The sequence below is a fragment of the Novosphingobium sp. 32-60-15 genome, assembly GCF_002280675.1.
Lineage (GTDB): Bacteria > Pseudomonadota > Alphaproteobacteria > Sphingomonadales > Sphingomonadaceae > Novosphingobium.
Window position 1 is genome coordinate 25,569 of the sequence record NZ_NCEN01000013.1, and the last position, 17,926, is coordinate 43,494.

Consider the following 17,926-nt stretch of genomic DNA (forward strand, 5'->3'; position numbering starts at 1 on the left):
GTGTTGCGTGCAAGGTGCCGCAGTTGCAGGCGCGCTTGCCGGATCATCGCGCGCCGGCAGGGCGGACGGGAACGGCGATGCGGGTACGTTTGCCCGGTGTGGCGATGATCTTGCCGCGCCACTCTCCACTGGCACCCTTCATGCGCGGGTGCCATACGGTGACGGTGTACGTGCCTTGCGGCAGGCCATCAATATCGCCGAGACCGTTGCCATCGGTCCGGGCCGCATAAGGTGTATCGACGATGCGTATGTAGCCGCGCATCTGGTCATGGATGTTGCAGCCAAGCGCCACAGTTCCGCTAATATCAAACCGCTGCGTCCGGGTCTGGTCGCGGCCGTAAAGATCAATCTTGAATGGGGCCGGCTTTGAGAAGCTGTAGATGGAATGACGCACAGTATCGAGGTTGGGAAACGCCACCGATGTCCCGCGCGCGATGATCAGTGTGCCAGGAACAAACGCAAGGTTCTTTTGCGCCATCGCGTTTCGCCAACGAAACACAGGCGCGCGCGCATCGCCTGCCGGGCGTGCAATCTCGATTACTGCATCATTGAGCGGCATACCCGCCTGATCAACAATCTGAAGTGGCAAAGTTGCAGGCGGTGCAGCAGATAGCAGCACGGGCATAGCCAGCACGGCCGCGAAGAAGGTTCTTGCGGTGCTTGTTAAAGACAGCGGCCATTCAATGCAGGACATTCTGCCTCCATAAGCAAAAATCCTTTAACATTCAGTCAAAACCGCGATCAGGCGTTTAAGTTTTCATAACGGGTAATGGTTAATATGACGGAAACTCCCGTATTTCCGTAAGAGTACTGAGGCATTTTTCGTGGAAACATTTCCGCATCAACCGCGGCGCAGACACTGCCAAAAGCGCGCATTCAAGTATTTGTCATTCATGGCATTCTTGTCAGCCCTCACAGTTCCCGCTGCCATTTGCGCCAAGCCAATTCTGGCAGAGCCATTGCTTGACGGGGGCAAACTGGTCCTGACCAATGGTGTCAGTTCGGTTGAGGGTGCAAGCGGCGGCGGGCTTGCCACATGGGCAACGATTGCAGGCATGGGTACTGACCGCGCAATCGGCGTTTCCGGACATGTTACCGGCATCGCATTGCCGGATTATGGCTGGCAAAGCCACGGTATCGCCATCGGCATTCTTGACCGTGTCGAGATATCTTATGCACGCCAGAACTTTGATACGCGCAAAGTGGGCTTGGCGCTGGGATTGGGCGAAGGGTTCCGGTTCAATCAGGACATTTTCGGCGCGAAAGTGCGGCTGGCGGGCGATATCGTGTATGGCAGCCCGATCGTGCCGCAGGTCACTCTGGGCATTCAACACAAACGCAGCCTCGATGCAGCGATTGTTCGCGCGGTGGGGGCGGGGTCAGCTCACGGCACCGATTTTACCATCAGCGCAACCAAGCTTTTTCTTGCAAACAGCGTGCTGGTTAACGCAACAGCGCGATTGACCAACGCCAACCAGTTCGGGCTTCTGGGCTTTGGCGGGGGACAGGGCGCAAGTCGGTCAGTGCAGTTTGAAGGGTCCCTGGCTTACATGCTTTCGCCAAGGCTGGTGGTGGGCGGCGAATACCGCACCCGGCCCAATAATCTGATGATTGCGCACGAAGACAATGCCCATGATGTGTTTGTTGCGTGGGCGTTCACACGCAATGCGACGGTTACCGCAGCATATGCCGACGTTGGTTCTGTGGCCACGTTTGATGGCCAGCGCGGTGCCCTTGTTTCCCTGCAACTTGCATTCTGAGGTGCAGTGATGAGCATTTTTTTGGCGCTTGCGCTGATCACGGGTCAGTCCGCCACCCCAACGCCGCAAGACGCCTTGCCGCAAAGCGCGGAGGCGATTGATTGGGACAAGGAGTTCGGCGCAGAAAAACGCGTCGCCGATACGGTGACCGGGGAATTGCCGGTAGATGCTTACGTGCAATCCGAAGACAACGTTGGTGCAAAGCCGTTTCAGGGCGATGCGCTGGCGCGAGCCCTTGGCGGACAGGCGGGAATCAAGGCCATCGTGGAGCGGCTTGTCGAATTGAGCAAGGCTGACCCACGGATCGAGGCGATTTTCCAGAATCAGGACATGGTGCGTTTGCGAAGGACGCTGTTTGAACAAATTTGCTTCATCGCCAATGCCGGGTGCAGCTATACCGGGCGCGATATGAAGGCCGCGCACAAGGGCCTTGGCATTACGCGCGCCGATATGAACGCGCTGGTCGAAAACCTGCAACGGGCGATGCGTGAACAACGCGTGCCGTTTGCTGCGCAAAACCGATTGCTGGCAAAGCTGGCACCAATGGAGCGCGATATTCAGGAACGTTAGAGCCAGATGACGTTAGATTGCACCACCGTGACGGAGCCGATTTTGGCCCGCCACGAGGAACGAGGAGGGAGCCATGCCGTCGCATAGTGACCGACGAGAGACGCTGTGATGGGCCAAAAGCGGCCCGCCGCTTTGCGGTTGCGTCAGGAAGCCCCCCGGCCTGCGCAACGCTCCTTGCCGAGGAGCTTCCTGACGTAATTCCGGCGGTGCAATCTAACGTCATCTGGCGCTAGGACCACCGCGCTGCGCATCACTGTGCACAACGCGGCTGGCCCCAAGTATCAGGCTTCGTACGGAAGGCTGCGGACGCGCTTGCCGGTCAGGCTGCTGATGGCGTTTGCAATCGCTGCAATCGCAGGAGGCATCGCCGGTTCGCCAAGGCCGGTCGGCGGGTTGCAACTTGCACTTGCCCGCCGGTGATGGGTACCTTCAACCCCGAAATGACATGGCCCATGCCGTCGATCATGGAACCGCGAATCTGTTGTTCAGCGTTAAGCGGGTTGATGACCGTGCTGCCAATATCGCCCGCGACCCAGATCTTGCTGACCCGGATCATGCCATCTGCACCGGTGGTGCAATCGGCCACGACAGCGAAATAGCCCAAGTGGCTGAAGTAAAAACCAAAGCCACGGCCCTTGGCCGGATTGTCGCCCCATTGCGCAATCTTCATTGCCTCGCGGACGACGCCAGCAGCGCGGCCGGTGTTAAATGGCGGCGGCTGGAAATAGTCGGGCACGCCTGGGATTTTGGGCGCCATGATGACGCGTGCATCGCCGAGCAATTCGAGCAGCAGCACCGGTAGCGTCTTGCCCGTTGCACTGGCGACTTCATCAAGGAACCCCTGCGTGGAAAAGGCCAGTGTATTCGAAGCAGGCGCGCGCAGCCATCCCAGCGGGATGTTGCTCTCCAGTACGGTCATGCCAAGATCGGCGTTGGCTAGCACATTTGCCGGGAACAAGTCGGCAGGCAATTCAGCACCGCGACCGGGCTTTCCGCCTGCGCCAAACGTGACAAGGTGATCGCGGAAGGCCACCATTTTGCCTGCCGCATCAAGGCCTGCTTCAAACTGGTGGAAGCCGCCTGCGCGGAAGAAATCGAGCTTGAAGTCTTCTTCGCGGTCGTAAATCAGCTTTACCGGGGTGCCGGGCATATCGCGGGCGATTGCGGCGGCAAACACCATATAATCGTTTTGCAAGCGCCTCCCGAAACCGCCACCAATGCGGGTGAGGTTGATTGTGATTGCTGACGTTGCAAGGCCGAGCGTCTTGGCGACGAGTTTCAACCCTTCATCAGGCATCTGGCTTGGTGCCCAGATTTCAAGCTTGCCATCCTTGAAGAGTGCTGTGCAATTTTGCGGCTCAAGCGTGGCATGGGCGATGAAGGGATAGCCGTATTGCGCCTTCACAACTTTGGCTGCACCCGTCAGCGCGGCGCTGGTATCGCCCGCTGCGTGAACGGCTGCAGCGGGTTTGCCGGCAAACGCGGCTTTGGCAGCGGCGGCAAAGCTGGCGTCCGAGTGCTTTTCACGCCCTTGATTGTCCCATTGCACGCTGAGCGACTTGCGCGCTTCGTTGGCGGTCCACCAACTATCGGCAATGATGGCAAGGCCATCAACCGGCCCGTCTTCCTCACCCAATTGGCGCAGCACCACAACTTTGCGCACACCGGGCAGGGCCAGCGCCTTGCTGGCATCATGGCTGCGCAACACGGCACCGCGAACGGGCGCGGTAAGCAGTGCAGCGTGGACCATGCCGGGCAATTGCGTGTCGATCCCGAACAGCGGTTTGCCAGCAACGATGGCGGGCGTATCCGGTCCGGGAACAGGACGGCCGATGATGGAAAACTTGGCCGGGTCTTTCAGCTTGAGTGTTTCGACAGCGGGAACGGGTTCTTTTGCAGCCGCTTGCGCGAGTGCCGCATAAGGCGCGCGGCGACCGCTTGCTGCGTGGATCACTTCGCCATTGGCGGTTGAAAGTTCGGCGACCGGGGCGGCCCATTGCTTGGCCGCAGCGGTCACGATCATGGCTCTGGCAGTGGCGCCGGCTTGCAGCATGGGCATCCAGTTCATCGGGGTGGACATGCTGCCACCGGCAAATTGTTCACCAAACTTTGCCTGATCGGCCACGGCCTGTTCCACACGTACGGCAGACCACGCAACGTCAAGTTCCTCAGCGATCAACATCGGCAACATGGCCTTGACGCCTTGGCCGATCTCGGGATTTTTCGACGTGATCGTTACGCTGTTATCAGCGTTGATTTGTACGTATGCCGTAAGCTTTGAAGCGGCCGTTGCTGCGCGCTTGCCTTGGGCTGCGGCAAATTCGATGTCGAAAGCCGCCGCTCCGCCAGCAGCGAGCATGGCTTTGAGCGCAAAGCGGCGGTTGCCCGCCAGAAGTGCCTGATCAGACATTCGCGCCTCCTGCGGCTTTGCGGCCAGAAGCCTTGACGATTGCATCGCGGATGCGGTGATAGGTGCCGCAGCGGCAAAGGTTTCCCGCCATCGCGGCGTCGATTTCGTCATCCTTGGGCGTGGGGTTGGTTTCAAGCAAAGCAACTGCACTCATGATCTGGCCAGCCTGGCAGTACCCGCACTGCGGTACGTCCAGATCGATCCATGCAGCGCTGACCTTCTCCCCGACAGGCGTTGCAGCAACGCCTTCAATCGTGGTGATCGCAGCCGTTCCGACCGTGTCCAAAGTGGTAAGGCAAGCGCGAATTGCCTGACCGTCCATCAATACCGTGCAGGCTCCGCACAGGCCTTGGCCGCAACCGAATTTCGGGCCGACGTAGCCCAGATCCTCGCGCAGCACCCACAACAACGGCTTGTCCGCAGGCACATCAACCTCGCGGGATTGCCCGTTGACCTTGAGAACGGTCTTCATCTTCGAAACTCTCCTTGGGGCAAGCGACTGTGCGCCTGTAGTATATATTGTGACGGCAGTTTGCATTCCGCGCAAGCTGACAGAAGGGTAATGGCCAGCCTTTGTTGCGGCTGGTACGCTTTGCCATCGCCGAACAAACCGGAAGAAGCATGATGACGCCGCATCGCTATTCACACTTCGCAATTGTGTTGCACTGGGCCATCGCGGCGCTGTTGGCGTTTCAGCTTGGACTGGGCTGGCGAATGGTGGATCTGGGCAGTGCAGCGGCGATGTACGCGCCGTTCCAACTGCACAAGAGCATTGGTATTCTGGTGCTCGCACTTAGCGTCACACGCCTTATCGTCCGGCTTGCGCGGCCACGGCCTGCGGCTGCGGTGGGCGGCGTAACGGGCCTGCTGGCTGCGGTCGTTCACTCCGGGCTTTATGCATTCATGATCGGCGGGCCGTTGACGGGTTGGGCGCTGGTATCAACCGCAAAGCTCAAACTGCCGACACTGTTGTTTGGCACCATTCCATGGCCGCATTTGCCGCTGGGCCCTGTTGCGCATGAACCGGCAGAGGTGTTGCACGGTTTGCTCGGCTGGGTCGGCGCGGCGCTGATCGTGCTGCATGTGGCAGGCGCGCTACGGCATCATCTTGGGGCGCAGGCTGAACCCAATGTGCTGGGCCGGATGATCCCGGCAGCGGGCGTTGCACGATCAGGTTTGGGCTGGGGTGTGGCGGCAGCGGCGATGCTGGGCGTCGTGTTCGGTCTGCCATGGCTGGTGTATGGCAAGGTGGTGCCTGTACAACCTGTGGCACAAGCCAGCATTAATGTGATGGTTGACGAAAGCACGGAGGTCGATGCCAGCGCTGTTGCAACCGACGCTCCGATACCTGAAGCTAGCGCATCTGCGGTGGCTGATGAGGAAGCGCCTTCGCGCTGGAAAGTGCAGCCCGGCGGCAAACTGGGCTTCCGCGCTATGGTCAATGGCGAAGCGGTGGATGGCACATTCAGCGGGTGGAGCGCTGATATCGTGTTTGATCCTGAAAAGCCGGAAACTGGTTTGATCACGGTGCGCATCCCGCTCCTATCGGTTTCAAGCGGCGACGAAACCCGCGATACGATGCTGAAAGGCGAAGATTTCTTTGGGAGCGGTCCGGCAGCGGCGGTGTTCCGCTCCACCGCGATCAAGCGCAGCGGCACGGACCGTTATACGGCTGCGGGTACGCTATCGATGAACAGCGTCCGGCGTCCGGTCAACTTGGCCTTTGGCCTCAAGATCACCGGTGACAAGGCGAAGGCCACTGGCACAGCCACGCTTGATCGTACCGCATTTGCGGTGGGTAAGGGCGAATGGGCCGGCACTGACCAGATTGCCGGCAAAGTGGACGTGACATTCGTCTTCGACGCCAAGCGCCTTGAGCCCTAATCTTCAGTTCCAGCCAGCACTGCGCCCACGTGGGCAACCCCGCGCAGGGTGGCTAGCGTTTCCTGCCTGTGGCGTTCGCGGGCGGAGGCGCGCTGTTCGTCGCTGCGTTCGCCATAACAGGCAGTGCAACTGACGCCCACTTCGTAAAGCGGGGATTGTTGCCCGTCTTCGCTTACCGGGCGGCGACAGGAAAAGCACAGGCTGTGCGAGCCTTCGACCAGTCCGTGGCCAACTGTCACGCGCTGATCGAACACGAAGCATTCGCCGCGCCACAGGCTTTCTTCCTCAGGCACCGTCTCCAGATACTTCAGGATGCCGCCCTTGAGGTGATAGACTTCGTCGATCCCTTCTTGCTTCAGGAACGCGGTCGATTTTTCGCAGCGGATGCCGCCGGTGCAGAACATTGCCACTTTGGGGGCCTTGCCTTCACCCAGCAGACGCGCGCGCTCTTGGCGGAACCAGTCAGGAAATTCGCGGAAGCTGGCGGTCTTGGGATCAATCGCGCGTTCAAATGTGCCCGCGGCCACTTCGTAATCATTGCGCGTGTCGATAACGATCGTATCGGGATCGGCGATCAGCGCGTTCCAATCCTGCGGACTGACATAAGTGCCAACGCTGGCACGCGGATCGATATCGGGCTGGCCCATCGTCACGATTTCGCGCTTCAGCCGCACTTTCGTGCGGTGGAATGGCATAGTGGAGGCGGTGGAAAGCTTTACGTCAACATCGGCGCAATCGGGCAAAGCGCGGATATGGCCGAGCACCACGTCTATACCGTCAGCGGTCCCGGCAATGGTGCCGTTAATGCCTTCGGGCGCAAGCAGCAGCGTCCCGCGTACGCCATGATCCTTGCACAATTGCTCCAGCGGCGCGCGCAACGCAGCACAATCGTCAAAGCGGGCAAAGCGATACAGCGCGGCCACAGTAACAGGGCCATGAGATTGGCGGTTGGGCGTGTTCATCACCGCCCCATAGCGCCGTGACGGCAAAATTCCAGTGGCGGCGTGCCGCAGGAGAAGTTCCAGAAAACGAGAAGTTGGAGCGGGTAGCGGGAATCGAACCCGCCTAGCTAGCTTGGAAGGCTAGTGCATTACCACTATGCTATACCCGCATCAGCCTTTGCAGGCGTTGCGGAAAGGCGCTTGCCACGGGTTGCTGCGGTTCGTCAACCTTGGATGCGGTGTGCTCTGTTGACTTTTGGCATTTAAGATATATCTTTGATGTATCAAGCCAGATTGAAAGAGTTGCTTTATGCCTGCCAGCCGCGCCGTTGTCCCCACCGCAAATGCCAGTCGCTACCTTCAGCAATTGTGCAAACACTGGGGGCACAAGTTTGAAGTGACGTTCGATCCAACTGTGGGGCGCGTGGCGCTGCCATTCGGTCCGGTTGAAATGACGGCGTCAGATGATGTGCTTGAAGTTGTTTGCCGCATTGAGGGAGATGGTGATCTGGCCCGGATGCAGGACGTTGTGGCGGACCATGTCAATCGCTTTGCCCACCGTGAAGGCGCGCTCACGTTTGATTGGCAGCCCGTTGCTTAGGGAATAGGTTGTTTGATCACCCTTTGGACCACTTGTCCTCTTACCGATAATTGTTATACATCATAGCGAAATCGGAGGATGCAAATGGTTGTTCAAGCAAGTCTGTCCCACGCTGCGCTCGATCGTTTCCTGCGCCCGAAATCGGTTGCCATTGTTGGTGCATCCGACAAACCGGGGGCGCTGGGCGCGACGATCCTGACCAATCTTGAGCGCAACGGATATGCCGGCGCGATTTATCCGGTGAATCCGAAGCGCGACGAGATTATGGGCAAGCAGTGCTACCCATCGGTCGATGCGCTGCCCGAGGGCGTGGACGTGGCCGTTCTTGCCATTCCGCGTGTGGGCGTTCTGGAAGCGGTTAAGGGCCTTGCCGCGCGCAAATGTGGCGGCGTTGTCATTTTCTCTGCCGGATTTGCCGAAGGTGGCGAGGAAGGTCTGGCCGAACAGCACGAGATCGCGTGGATTGCCAACGAAGCGGGCATGGTGGTCGAAGGGCCAAATTGCCTTGGCCTGGTCAATTATGTCGACCGCATTCCGCTGACATTTGTTGAAACCAACGCTGTGCCGCCTGCGGGCAACCGCGCGGTGGGGATCGTTTCGCAATCGGGCGCGATGGCGGCGGTCCTGGGCACGATGCTCCTGTCGCGCGATTGCGGCGTGTCCTATTCGGTTTCGACCGGTAATGAAGCGGCCAGCGGGGTTGAGGACTATGTCGATTGGTTGGTCGATCAGCCTGATACGCATGTGATTGCGATGATCGTTGAGCAATTCCGCAAACCGCAGGCGTTTCTGGCTGCGGCGCGACGGGCCAAGGCTGCGGGCAAGCCGGTGGTATTGCTGCATCCGGGCAAATCGAGCGCAGCGCGCGAATCTGCGGCCACCCACACCGGGGCGATGACTGGGGATTATAAGCTGATGCGGGCAATGGTTGCGCGCGCCGGTGTGATCTTTGCTGAAACGCTGCAAGAGCTTGGCGACATTGCCGAAATTGCCACGCAATGTGCGGCGCTGCCATCAGGCGGAACTGCCGTGCTGGGCGAATCGGGCGCGTTCAAAGCGCTTACGCTCGATCTGGCCGAAGAGCTTGAGCTGCCCTTGGCAGATTTGCATGACGAAGATTCGCCTATGTTACGGGCGGCACTACCGGTGTTTGTGCCCGTATCGAACCCGTTGGACATAACCGCACAGGGGCTTTCAGAACCAGCGATTTACACGCGCTGCATTGAAGCGCTGCTTGAAGATGATCGCGTTGGCACGGTGTTCGTCGGGATCATTCAGGCAGAAGCTATCACTTGCGCCATCAAATTCCCGGCGGTGTTGGCTGCGATCGAAGGCAAGACGCTGACCAAGCCGGTGATCTTTGCAGGGCTTGATGAAGGTGCTGAAGTCCCGGCGGAGCGGATTGCAGCACTACGGGCGGCGGGCGTTCCGTGGTTTTCTTCAACCGAGCGGGCATTGCGGGCCGTGACGCGACTGACACATTGGGCAGCGCAGGATCTTTCCGTGAACGATCTTCCGGCAACGCCGCTGGCCGGACTTGATGTGGTTTCGGGCGTGATCCCGGAATACAAGTCGAAGGAATTACTGGGGCCGATAGGTCTGTCGTTCCCCGAAGGAGGGTTTGCGGCCAGTGCCGATGCGGCGGTAACGGCGGCAGAGGCGGTGGGGTATCCTGTGGCGATGAAGGCACAGGCGGCGGCGCTCGGTCACAAAAGCGACGCTGGCGGGGTAATCCTGAACCTTGCCGATGAATCTGCCGTGCGGGAGGCGTGGGACCGCATTCACAGCAATGTGGCGGCCTATTCATCGGCGATCACGCTGGACGGCGTGCTGGTCGAGGCGATGGGCAAGCGCGGCATGGAAATGATCGTCGGTGCCAAGAACGATCCCGAATGGGGGCCGGTGGTGCTGGCAGGCTTTGGCGGGGTGACCGCAGAAATCTTGCAGGACGTGCGGCTGTTGACGGCAGACCTTACCGAAGATGCGGTGGTGGCCGAATTGATGAAGCTGAAGAGCGCGGCGTTGTTGACCGGCTATCGCGGTTCACCGGCGTTGGACGTAGCGGCGCTGGCCAAGCTGATCGTCAAAGTTGGGCAAGTGCTGCGTGCTGAACCATCAATCCGCGAAATCGACCTTAATCCTGTCATCCTGCACCCTGTGGGTGAGGGTGTTGTAGCGCTGGATGCACTGATGCTGGTGGATTGAAGCTTGAAATTTTGAAATGCGAGAGGGGCGGTCCGGTTGGGCCGCCCTTTTTCAATGGCCGGGAAAGTCCATGACGGACGCAACGGTCAGGCCTGCCTCACGCAAGCGGGACGCCCCGTTAAGGTCGGGAAGGTCGATGACGAACAGGGCGTGAGTGAGCTGGGCGCCTGCCGTGCGCAGGAGTTCAGCAGCGGCGAGTGCGGTGCCGCCGGTTGCGATCAGATCGTCGACCATGACTACGCGCTGGCCGTCCGGAATAGCCGTCGGGTCTAATTCCAAACGGTCGGTCCCGTATTCCAGCGCATAGTCGACGCCGATGGTTGGGATCGGTAGTTTGCCCGGTTTGCGGATAGGGACAAAGCCAAGCCCCATGCGTGCCGCAACCGCTGCACCGAAGATGAAGCCGCGCGCTTCCATTCCGGCGACGGCTTGGGCTCCGGCTTGATGGGCAAGGTCTGCAAGGTGATCCACTGTGGCCGAAAGGCCGGGGCCGTGCGCGATCAACGTTGTGATGTCGCGGAACAAAATGCCCGGCGAGGGGAAGTGGGGCACGGTGCGCACAAGCGCCTTGAGGTCATCGGGTTGCATCGAGTTCGTTCCTAGCTTGATGCGATTGATATGCCCACCCCCATCCCCTCCCGCAGGCGGGAAGGGGGCTAACGAAAAAGGCCACCGTTTCCGATGGCCTTTTGTCGTTTCGCTTATGTCAGAACGATCAGTGCTTGTTGGCCCAGACGTTCTTCTTGGCGAGGTAGGCAAGAACCGTGGCAACCAGCAGGAAGCCAAGCACAGCCCAGCCGGTCTGCTTGCGCTTGTCCAGCTTCGGCTCTGCAGTCCAGATCAGGAATGCCGCAACATCAGTCGACATTTGCTGAACGGTGGCCGTGGTGCCGTCCGAGTACGTCACTTGTCCGTCACCAGCGATTGGTGCCGGCATCGAGAGGTTCAGGTTGGCAAAGTACGGGTTGTAATACAGGCCATCAGGGGTCTTGGCGTCGGGGAACTTCTTGAGAAGCTCAGCAGGCTGTTCCTGATAGCCGGTCAACAACGAGGCAACATAAGCGCCGCCGTCATGACGTGCCTTGGTGATCAGCGAAAGATCAGGCGGTACGCCTTGTCCTGCATAATACACCGTCGGGAAGTAATCCTGCGGGATGTTATCACGCTCCGCGCGCTCACCTGTCTTAACGTCAAACGTGGGCTGCTTTGTGCCCCACTGCTTGGCGATTGCCTTCACTTCGGCTTCTGAATAGCCGAGTGCAGCCAGATCGCGGAAAGCGACATGCTTGAGTGAGTGACAGGTCGAGCAGACTTCCTTGTAAACCTGGAAGCCGCGCTGGAGCTGTGCTTTGTCGAACTTGCCAAATGCGCCATCGCTGGCGAATTTGATGTCCTTGGGCAGAAGATGGAACGCGTGTTCTGCTGTTTCGGCAGCGGGTTCCTTGATCGCGGTGTAGGCGCCGTTTCCGAACGACCAGAGCAGCGCGATGGCAAAGAACAGGCCTACCAGAGGGCCAAAAAGACGGACCATGGGGTTCTCTTTCTCTTACGCTTCGTTGCTGTCAGGCAGCTGCAGGATGGGCATTGAGCACTGCGCTCTCATCCTTGCCCAGGACGCCTTCGGTGATCGAGAACGGAAGCGGTTCCGGCTTTTCGATCGACGAGACGAGCGGGAGGATGATGAGGAAGTGCGCGAAGTAATAGATCGATGCCACCTGGCTGATCATCACGTAGGGTTCAGCAGCCGGAGCGCCGCCGCAGTAGAACAAGACCGCCATGGTCGGGATCAGACCGAACCAGAAGAACTTGCGGAACAGCGGGCGGTAGTGGCCTGAACGAACCGGCGAGGTATCCAGCCAGGGCAGGAAGAACCACACGAGGATCGAGCCGAACATGGCGAGCACGCCCATCAGCTTGGCCGGGATAAAGAAGAAGTCATACGTGAAGGCGCGCAGGATCGCGTAGAATGGATAGAAGTACCATTCAGGAACGATGTGTGCCGGCGTCGAAAGCGGGTTTGCCGGAATGTAGTTATCCGGATGGCCCAGCGCGTTCGGCGCGAAGAACAGGATTGCGCAGTAGATCAGCAGGAAGATGCCAAGCCCGAAGCCGTCCTTTGCCGTGTAGTACGGGTGGAACGGTACGGTATCGGATTCCGTCTTCACTTCAACACCGGTCGGGTTTGACGAACCGGGGATGTGCAGCGCCCAGATGTGCAGGATGATAACACCGGCAATCACGAACGGCAGCAGGAAGTGGAGCGAGAAGAAGCGGTTCAGAGCGGCGTTATCAGGGGCAAAGCCACCGAGCAGCCAGATCTGGATCGGTTCACCCACCAAAGGAATAGCGCCGAACAGGCCGGTGATCACCTTGGCACCCCAGAAGCTCATCTGGCCCCAGGGAAGCACATAGCCCATGAAGGCGGTGGCCATCATCAACAAGAAGATGGTGACGCCGAGCAGCCAGATCATCTCACGCGGGGCTTTGTACGATGAGTAGAAGAAGCCACGGAAGATGTGCAGGTAAACCACAACGAAGAACGCCGAGGCACCGTTGGCGTGCGCATAGCGCATCATCCAGCCCCAATTGACGTCGCGCATGATGTGTTCGACCGAATCGAATGCAACGCCAGCGTTGGCGGCGTAATGCATCGCAAGGACGACGCCGGTGACGATTTGCAGCACCAGACAGAACCCGGCGAGTACGCCGAAGTTCCACATATAGTTGAGATTGCGGGGCACCGGATATCCGGCACCAACGGCATTGTATACAAAGCGCGGCAGGGGCAGCTTTTCGTCAAGCCACTGCGTCAGGCCATTGCCTGGCTTGTATTCGTTCGCCCAGGGAAAGCTCATAAGTCCTGTCCTCAGCCGATCTTCACGACAGTGTCGGAGATGAATGAATACTCTGGCACCTCAAGATTCTTGGGTGCCGGGCCTTTGCGGATGCGTCCGGCAGTGTCGTAGTGCGAACCGTGGCATGGGCAGAAATACCCGCCAAATTCGCCCTTCACTTCGCCTTCGCCAGCACCCAGCGGCACGCAGCCGAGGTGCGTACAAACGCCCATCGTGATAAGCCAGTTGGTCTTGCCAACTTTGGTGCGTTCTTCCAGCGTCTGCGGATCGCGCAGGGAAGTTGCGTCAACCTGATCGGCCGAAGCGATTTCTTCCGGCTTCAGATTGCGGATGAACACTGGCTGCTTGCGGAAGACCGCCTTGATCGCCTGGCCCGTCTGGATCGCCGAAATGTCGATCTCTGTCGAGCTTTGCGCCAAGACGTCCGCCGATGGCGCCATCTGACTTACCAACGGGAGAATGACGGCAGCGCCGCCAACACCCGCAAAACTCACCGCCGCGATATTGATAAAATCGCGTCGGCGCACGCCCTCTCCGGTTACGCCCAGAGTGTCGATGCTCGCCTCATCAGCCATTGAAATTCCCTGCCTGCTGCCGCCGCGCACGCGCATCGCCCGCGGTCCAACTTGCCCACTGGATAAAAACCGGGTGAACCCGCAAAGGCGCCCCCGATCCACACGAAGGCATGGCGCGCGCGAATGCGCCGTGCCAGCCCCCACTTGGGAGGCCTGATAGACGCAAAGCCACGGCTTTGCCAACAGGCATTTTGGTATGGGAAAAGGGGGCGATTGCTGAGTCTTTATACAGCCTTTGGGGCGGAAACGCCGGATCGGGCAAATTGGCTAAAATCCAGCGCCATCAGGCCATTTGGGACCTGCAAGGCCCATGACCTTGAACAGCGCGCCCATTTGTCGCTCATCAACAAGGCGGTCCCGTGCGGCATATACTTCTGCTGCATGGGCCGGAGCAAAGGCGGCAAGCGCATCTGCGCGCGCGTCGATTCCCAGTGAGCGTAGCCACTTGCCTTGGTCAACTGTGCCAAGCCAGCGCACATCGCGTGATTGCGCGATTGCCGAAAGGACCGAGAAATCAACGTGTGCGGTAAGGTCAGCCTCTCCGGGGGTGGCAAAGGGATCAACATGGCGGTGGTCCCGCACGGCTTGCAACGATGAGCCATAGGCCGGTTGCGTATAGCCATAATCGATGAACAGCGCCGCACCGCCTTGGGCCGTCAACCGTCCGGATACTTCATATAGCACGGCAGCCGATGCTGGAGACGTTTCCAGAATCGCGCCATCTGCGGCATCACGCAAGGCGACGGGCACCGCATTGTCCATGAGCTGCGAACCCGCGATGGGCACGAGGCGGTCCTGATCAAGGCCTACCATCCGTTCGCGCCAGCCTTCGGCGGTGCGGACCATTTGCCGGATTGGCAGCGCATCAAGAAATTCGTTGGCAACAATCAACACGGGCCCGTCGGTGGGCAAAGTCGACAAGTCGGCGTGCCAACGCGCCTGGGGGTGGAGTTCAAGCTGCAGCGCTTTGAGCGCGGTGCTGGTTTCAACAAAGTGCAGGGTCGGGGCAAGGCCATAGCGCTTTGCCGCGCCCAGCGCGTCACGCGCCAAAGTGCCGCGACCGGGGCCGAGCTCGACATAATGGACAGGGCTTGGGCGGCCTGCGCGTATCCAGATGTCAGCCAGCCACAGCCCGATCAGCTCGCCGAACATCTGGCTGATTTCCGGCGCGGTGATGAAATCCCCTGCTGTACCAAAGGGATCGCGGCTGTTGTAATAATGCGCGTTTGATTCGGCCATATAGTGCGAGATGCTGATCGGCCCGGTATTGGTGATCAGCCGCGTGAATGTTTCAAGCAACGGCGCGCTCATGCAGGCGCGGCTCCTGTGGCAGATACGGGCTTGTTGATCAGCCCGCGGATCAGGAAGAACAATCCCACCGCCATCATCGGAATGGTCAGCCACTGGCCCATCGAGAACCCGGTGCGCATCGCGAAATCCTGCAACTGCGAGTCAGGCTCACGGTAGAATTCGACCATGAACCGGGCGAGGGCATAGCCGAAGGTGAAGGTGCCGACGAGCAGGCCGGTGCGCCAGCGCGCTTTCGTGCGCCAGAACAGAAAGAGCAGGACGATGGCCAGTACGAGGCCTTCCAGCGCGGCTTCATAAAGCTGGCTGGGATGGCGCGCGATGGGACCGCCGCCGGGGAAGATCATGGCCCATGCCACGCCGGAACCGGCTTCGCGGCCCCACAATTCACCGTTCATGAAGTTTGCAAGGCGGCCGAACAGCAGGCCGAAAGGCACGCAGACCGAGATGTAATCGCACACCCGCACGAAGTTCAAACCAGCCCGCCACGAGACCCATGCGATGGCGAGCACTACGCCGAGCAACCCGCCATGGAAGCTCATCCCGCCTTCCCACAGCTTGATCAGGTTTTGCGGTTCGGTCAGCAGTTCGGGGGCATAGAACATGGCGTAGCCAAGCCGCCCGCCAAGGATAATGCCAAGCGTTGCGTAGAAAAACAGATCATCGGCGTGGCGCTGTGCAATGGGCGCGCCGGGCTGGCTGATCATCTTGGACAATTGCCAATAGCCCAGAATGATCCCGGCCAGATAGGCCAATGAATACCATTTCAGCGCGAAGAATCCCAGGTCCAGCGCGATGGGCGAAACACCCAGATCTTCCCAGCGAATCGGCCCTGAAACCGCCCCTGCCGAGGCCGCTGCGGACGTGGACGCTACGGCAAGCGCGGTTGCTGTTGACAGTAGTGACAGCAAGAGGCGAACTCCCTACAACTTCAAAAATAAGCCGATTTCCCTGATGCAAAATACGGCCTTTGCGGTATCGTATTGGCACAGGGCGAAGGCCACAAGCAAACCCGAAAAGGCGCACGCGTGATGTGTCCGGGGGTTGGGAGAATATCAGGACGCCATGAAGACCGAGCTTGACCTTGCCATGGATCGCACATTCACTGCGCTAACCGCTGAAGGCGGGATGTTCCAAACCGTTATGGTACAGCGGTTTGGCCATGATGTGCCGATGATTGCCACCGCGCCGCCGCACCTGCCTGCGTACTTTGCCTATTTCTGCGCAACGCATGGCGAAAAGACATTCATCGTCGATGGTGAAATGCGCTTGAGCTTTGCCGATGTTTACAAGGCGGCACGCCACGTGGCGGGCGCTTTGGTTGAAGGGCACGGTGTACAAAAAGGGGATCGCATCGCCATTGCCGCGCGCAATTCAGCCAATTGGGTAATTGCCTATATGGCAGTGCTGATGGCTGGCGGTTGTGCCACTCTGCTTAACGGCTGGTGGTCGGGTGAGGAATTGGCCGGCGGCGTTGATCTGGTCGAATGCCGCTATGTCATTGCCGATGATTCGCGGGCCAAGCGCCTTGTTGGCCATAGCCACGGGGCGGTGCTTCTGACGATTGCGCATGATTGCGCCTATGAACAAGGCCTGGCGTCGCTGCTTGGCAAGGGCGGTGGCATGGCCACGATCCTGCCGACGTTGACAGGCGAAGATTGGGCGACGGTGTTGTTTACGTCAGGCTCTACCGGCGTGGCCAAGGGTGCCTTGTCGGACCATCGCGGCGTGGTGCAGGGCACGATGAATTACGCCGTTCAATCTGTTGCCGCACTCGCCATCTTGAACGCCAAGGGACAAGGCCCTGCGCCCGATGTGCAGCCAACGACGCTGGTCAACGTGCCGCTTTTCCATGTGACCGGCGAAGTGCCCGTGTTCCTGCAGTCGTTCGCGCTGGGCCGCAAACTGGTGCTTATGGCCAAGTGGGACGTGGTTGAGGCGATGCGCTTGATCGAACGCGAAAAGGCGACGTACTTTGTTGGCGTGCCGCTGATGAGTTTTGAAATCGCGACGCATCCTGACCGGGAAAAGTACGATCTTTCAACGTGCGTGTCGTTTGCGGCAGGTGGCGCCCCGCGCCCGGTCGAGCATGTGGAGCGCATCCGAAAGGCAATGCCCCATGCGTTTCCGTTGCTGGGCTATGGCCTGACTGAAACCAATGGCGTGGGCTGCGGCAATCTGAACGAGAACTATCTGGCAAAGCCGGGCAGCACCGGAACGGCGTCGCGTCCGCTGGTGGACCTGGCCATCCTTGATGATGCAGGCAACACACTGCTCCAAGGTGCGGTGGGGGAAGTTTCCATCCGCTCAATCGCCAATTTCCTCGGATATTGGGGCAATGAAAAGGCAACGCGCGAAGCCGTGACGGCGGATGGATACTTCCGCACGGGCGATCTGGGGTACCTTGATGCCGAGGGCTATTTGTTCATCGTGGATCGCAAAAAAGACATCATCATTCGCGGCGGCGAAAATATCAGCTGCATCGAGGTGGAAAACGCCATCTATGCGCACCCGTGTATTGCTGAAGTCAGCGTTTTCGGCCTTCCGGACGAGAGATTCGGTGAGGTTCCAGCGGCAGTCTATCTTGCAAAGGATGATTGTTCGGCCACCGAGGAGGAACTGCGCGCCTTTTTGAAAGAGCATATCGCCCCGTTCAGTATCCCGGTGCGTTTCTGGGAAGTGCATGAGGCACTGCCACGGTTGGGCACGGAAAAAGTGGACAAGCGGTCTTTGCGCGAAACCTACACCAAAGAATGGCTTGGGGAATGGCCGAATACGCCTGCGTAAGGCCCGTTGTTATTGGACGGTAAAGCATGA

General features: G+C 59.4%; 16 protein-coding genes and 1 tRNA gene. 6 read left to right on the forward strand and 11 right to left on the reverse strand.

Annotated elements, in window-relative coordinates:
* Positions 1-43: 43 nt before the first annotated feature.
* Complete coding sequence (locus B7Y89_RS11005; RefSeq protein ID WP_292938514.1) at positions 44-694, reverse strand: carboxypeptidase regulatory-like domain-containing protein; 651 nt, start codon at positions 692-694, stop codon at positions 44-46.
* Between the two features lie 199 nt (positions 695-893).
* Between B7Y89_RS11005 and B7Y89_RS11010 the strand changes: the two genes are divergently transcribed.
* Both B7Y89_RS11010 and B7Y89_RS11015 read left to right on the forward strand, forming a co-directional pair.
* The gene (locus tag B7Y89_RS11010) at positions 894-1,760 is read left to right on the forward strand and encodes a DUF3034 family protein (protein WP_292938516.1); all 867 of its coding nucleotides are present in this window, start codon (positions 894-896) and stop codon (positions 1,758-1,760) included.
* A gap of 9 nt (positions 1,761-1,769) precedes the next feature.
* The gene (locus B7Y89_RS11015) at positions 1,770-2,330 is read left to right on the forward strand and encodes a group 1 truncated hemoglobin (RefSeq protein WP_292938518.1); all 561 of its coding nucleotides are present in this window, start codon (positions 1,770-1,772) and stop codon (positions 2,328-2,330) included.
* A gap of 319 nt (positions 2,331-2,649) precedes the next feature.
* Here B7Y89_RS11015 and B7Y89_RS11020 read toward each other — a convergent pair whose 3' ends face one another.
* Positions 2,650-4,740, reverse strand: a complete 2,091-nt coding sequence (locus B7Y89_RS11020) for a molybdopterin cofactor-binding domain-containing protein (protein ID WP_292938520.1) — start codon at positions 4,738-4,740, stop codon at positions 2,650-2,652.
* Complete coding sequence (locus B7Y89_RS11025; protein WP_292938522.1) at positions 4,733-5,212, reverse strand: (2Fe-2S)-binding protein; 480 nt, start codon at positions 5,210-5,212, stop codon at positions 4,733-4,735. The genes B7Y89_RS11020 and B7Y89_RS11025 overlap by 8 nt, the downstream gene beginning before the upstream one ends.
* Before the next feature lie 149 nt (positions 5,213-5,361).
* Between B7Y89_RS11025 and B7Y89_RS11030 the strand changes: the two genes are divergently transcribed.
* Positions 5,362-6,624 carry a cytochrome b/b6 domain-containing protein gene (locus tag B7Y89_RS11030; RefSeq protein ID WP_292938524.1) on the forward strand — a complete coding sequence of 421 codons (1,263 nt, stop codon included), beginning with the start codon at positions 5,362-5,364 and terminating at the stop codon, positions 6,622-6,624.
* On the opposite strand, the gene B7Y89_RS11035 is transcribed toward B7Y89_RS11030, so the two are convergent.
* Together B7Y89_RS11035 and B7Y89_RS11040 are read right to left on the reverse strand one after the other, a co-directional pair.
* Positions 6,621-7,586 carry a rhodanese-related sulfurtransferase gene (locus tag B7Y89_RS11035; RefSeq protein WP_292938526.1) on the reverse strand — a complete coding sequence of 322 codons (966 nt, stop codon included), beginning with the start codon at positions 7,584-7,586 and terminating at the stop codon, positions 6,621-6,623. The genes B7Y89_RS11030 and B7Y89_RS11035 overlap by 4 nt on opposite strands.
* A gap of 75 nt (positions 7,587-7,661) precedes the next feature.
* A tRNA-Gly gene (locus tag B7Y89_RS11040) sits at positions 7,662-7,735 on the reverse strand.
* 140 nt (positions 7,736-7,875) lie between these two features.
* On the opposite strand from B7Y89_RS11040, the gene B7Y89_RS11045 reads away from it, so the two are divergent.
* On the forward strand, positions 7,876-8,166 hold the full coding sequence (locus B7Y89_RS11045) for a DUF2218 domain-containing protein (protein ID WP_292938528.1): 291 nt from the start codon (positions 7,876-7,878) through the stop codon (positions 8,164-8,166).
* A gap of 84 nt (positions 8,167-8,250) precedes the next feature.
* Positions 8,251-10,371, forward strand: a complete 2,121-nt coding sequence (locus tag B7Y89_RS11050; protein ID WP_292938530.1) for an acetate--CoA ligase family protein — start codon at positions 8,251-8,253, stop codon at positions 10,369-10,371.
* Between the two features lie 51 nt (positions 10,372-10,422).
* Here B7Y89_RS11050 and B7Y89_RS11055 read toward each other — a convergent pair whose 3' ends face one another.
* The 6 genes from B7Y89_RS11055 to lgt form a co-directional block, all read right to left on the reverse strand.
* Positions 10,423-10,959 carry an adenine phosphoribosyltransferase gene (locus tag B7Y89_RS11055; RefSeq protein WP_292938532.1) on the reverse strand — a complete coding sequence of 179 codons (537 nt, stop codon included), beginning with the start codon at positions 10,957-10,959 and terminating at the stop codon, positions 10,423-10,425.
* Between the two features lie 127 nt (positions 10,960-11,086).
* Positions 11,087-11,902, reverse strand: coding sequence for a cytochrome c1 (locus tag B7Y89_RS11060; RefSeq protein WP_292938534.1), 816 nt, complete (start codon positions 11,900-11,902; stop codon positions 11,087-11,089).
* 31 nt (positions 11,903-11,933) lie between these two features.
* Positions 11,934-13,226: a cytochrome b N-terminal domain-containing protein gene (locus B7Y89_RS11065; protein ID WP_292938536.1), complete on the reverse strand. Its 1,293-nt coding sequence runs from the start codon at positions 13,224-13,226 to the stop codon at positions 11,934-11,936.
* A gap of 11 nt (positions 13,227-13,237) precedes the next feature.
* The gene (gene petA / locus B7Y89_RS11070) at positions 13,238-13,801 is read right to left on the reverse strand and encodes a ubiquinol-cytochrome c reductase iron-sulfur subunit (RefSeq protein ID WP_292938538.1); all 564 of its coding nucleotides are present in this window, start codon (positions 13,799-13,801) and stop codon (positions 13,238-13,240) included.
* A 267-nt stretch (positions 13,802-14,068) separates the two neighbouring features.
* Positions 14,069-15,112 carry an SAM-dependent methyltransferase gene (locus B7Y89_RS11075; protein ID WP_292938540.1) on the reverse strand — a complete coding sequence of 348 codons (1,044 nt, stop codon included), beginning with the start codon at positions 15,110-15,112 and terminating at the stop codon, positions 14,069-14,071.
* Positions 15,109-16,020 (reverse strand): prolipoprotein diacylglyceryl transferase, encoded by a 912-nt coding sequence (gene lgt / locus B7Y89_RS11080; protein ID WP_292938542.1) that lies wholly within the window; start codon positions 16,018-16,020, stop codon positions 15,109-15,111. The genes B7Y89_RS11075 and lgt overlap by 4 nt, the downstream gene beginning before the upstream one ends.
* A 154-nt stretch (positions 16,021-16,174) precedes the next feature.
* On the opposite strand from lgt, the gene B7Y89_RS11085 reads away from it, so the two are divergent.
* Positions 16,175-17,896: a class I adenylate-forming enzyme family protein gene (locus tag B7Y89_RS11085; protein WP_292938544.1), complete on the forward strand. Its 1,722-nt coding sequence runs from the start codon at positions 16,175-16,177 to the stop codon at positions 17,894-17,896.
* The last annotated feature ends 30 nt before the right edge of the window (positions 17,897-17,926 follow it).

What these genes read in the sequence shown, in the direction of transcription:
- B7Y89_RS11005 (WP_292938514.1), bottom strand. Translation starts at nt 694, where the DNA reads ATGTCCTGCATTGAATGGCCGCTGTCTTTAACAAGCACCGCAAGAACC.
- B7Y89_RS11010 (WP_292938516.1), top strand. Translation starts at nt 894, where the DNA reads ATGGCATTCTTGTCAGCCCTCACAGTTCCCGCTGCCATTTGCGCCAAG.
- B7Y89_RS11015 (WP_292938518.1), top strand. Translation starts at nt 1,770, where the DNA reads ATGAGCATTTTTTTGGCGCTTGCGCTGATCACGGGTCAGTCCGCCACC.
- B7Y89_RS11020 (WP_292938520.1), bottom strand. Translation starts at nt 4,740, where the DNA reads ATGTCTGATCAGGCACTTCTGGCGGGCAACCGCCGCTTTGCGCTCAAA.
- B7Y89_RS11025 (WP_292938522.1), bottom strand. Translation starts at nt 5,212, where the DNA reads ATGAAGACCGTTCTCAAGGTCAACGGGCAATCCCGCGAGGTTGATGTG.
- B7Y89_RS11030 (WP_292938524.1), top strand. Translation starts at nt 5,362, where the DNA reads ATGATGACGCCGCATCGCTATTCACACTTCGCAATTGTGTTGCACTGG.
- B7Y89_RS11035 (WP_292938526.1), bottom strand. Translation starts at nt 7,586, where the DNA reads ATGAACACGCCCAACCGCCAATCTCATGGCCCTGTTACTGTGGCCGCG.
- B7Y89_RS11045 (WP_292938528.1), top strand. Translation starts at nt 7,876, where the DNA reads ATGCCTGCCAGCCGCGCCGTTGTCCCCACCGCAAATGCCAGTCGCTAC.
- B7Y89_RS11050 (WP_292938530.1), top strand. Translation starts at nt 8,251, where the DNA reads ATGGTTGTTCAAGCAAGTCTGTCCCACGCTGCGCTCGATCGTTTCCTG.
- B7Y89_RS11055 (WP_292938532.1), bottom strand. Translation starts at nt 10,959, where the DNA reads ATGCAACCCGATGACCTCAAGGCGCTTGTGCGCACCGTGCCCCACTTC.
- B7Y89_RS11060 (WP_292938534.1), bottom strand. Translation starts at nt 11,902, where the DNA reads ATGGTCCGTCTTTTTGGCCCTCTGGTAGGCCTGTTCTTTGCCATCGCG.
- B7Y89_RS11065 (WP_292938536.1), bottom strand. Translation starts at nt 13,226, where the DNA reads ATGAGCTTTCCCTGGGCGAACGAATACAAGCCAGGCAATGGCCTGACG.
- petA (WP_292938538.1), bottom strand. Translation starts at nt 13,801, where the DNA reads ATGGCTGATGAGGCGAGCATCGACACTCTGGGCGTAACCGGAGAGGGC.
- B7Y89_RS11075 (WP_292938540.1), bottom strand. Translation starts at nt 15,112, where the DNA reads ATGAGCGCGCCGTTGCTTGAAACATTCACGCGGCTGATCACCAATACC.
- B7Y89_RS11085 (WP_292938544.1), top strand. Translation starts at nt 16,175, where the DNA reads ATGAAGACCGAGCTTGACCTTGCCATGGATCGCACATTCACTGCGCTA.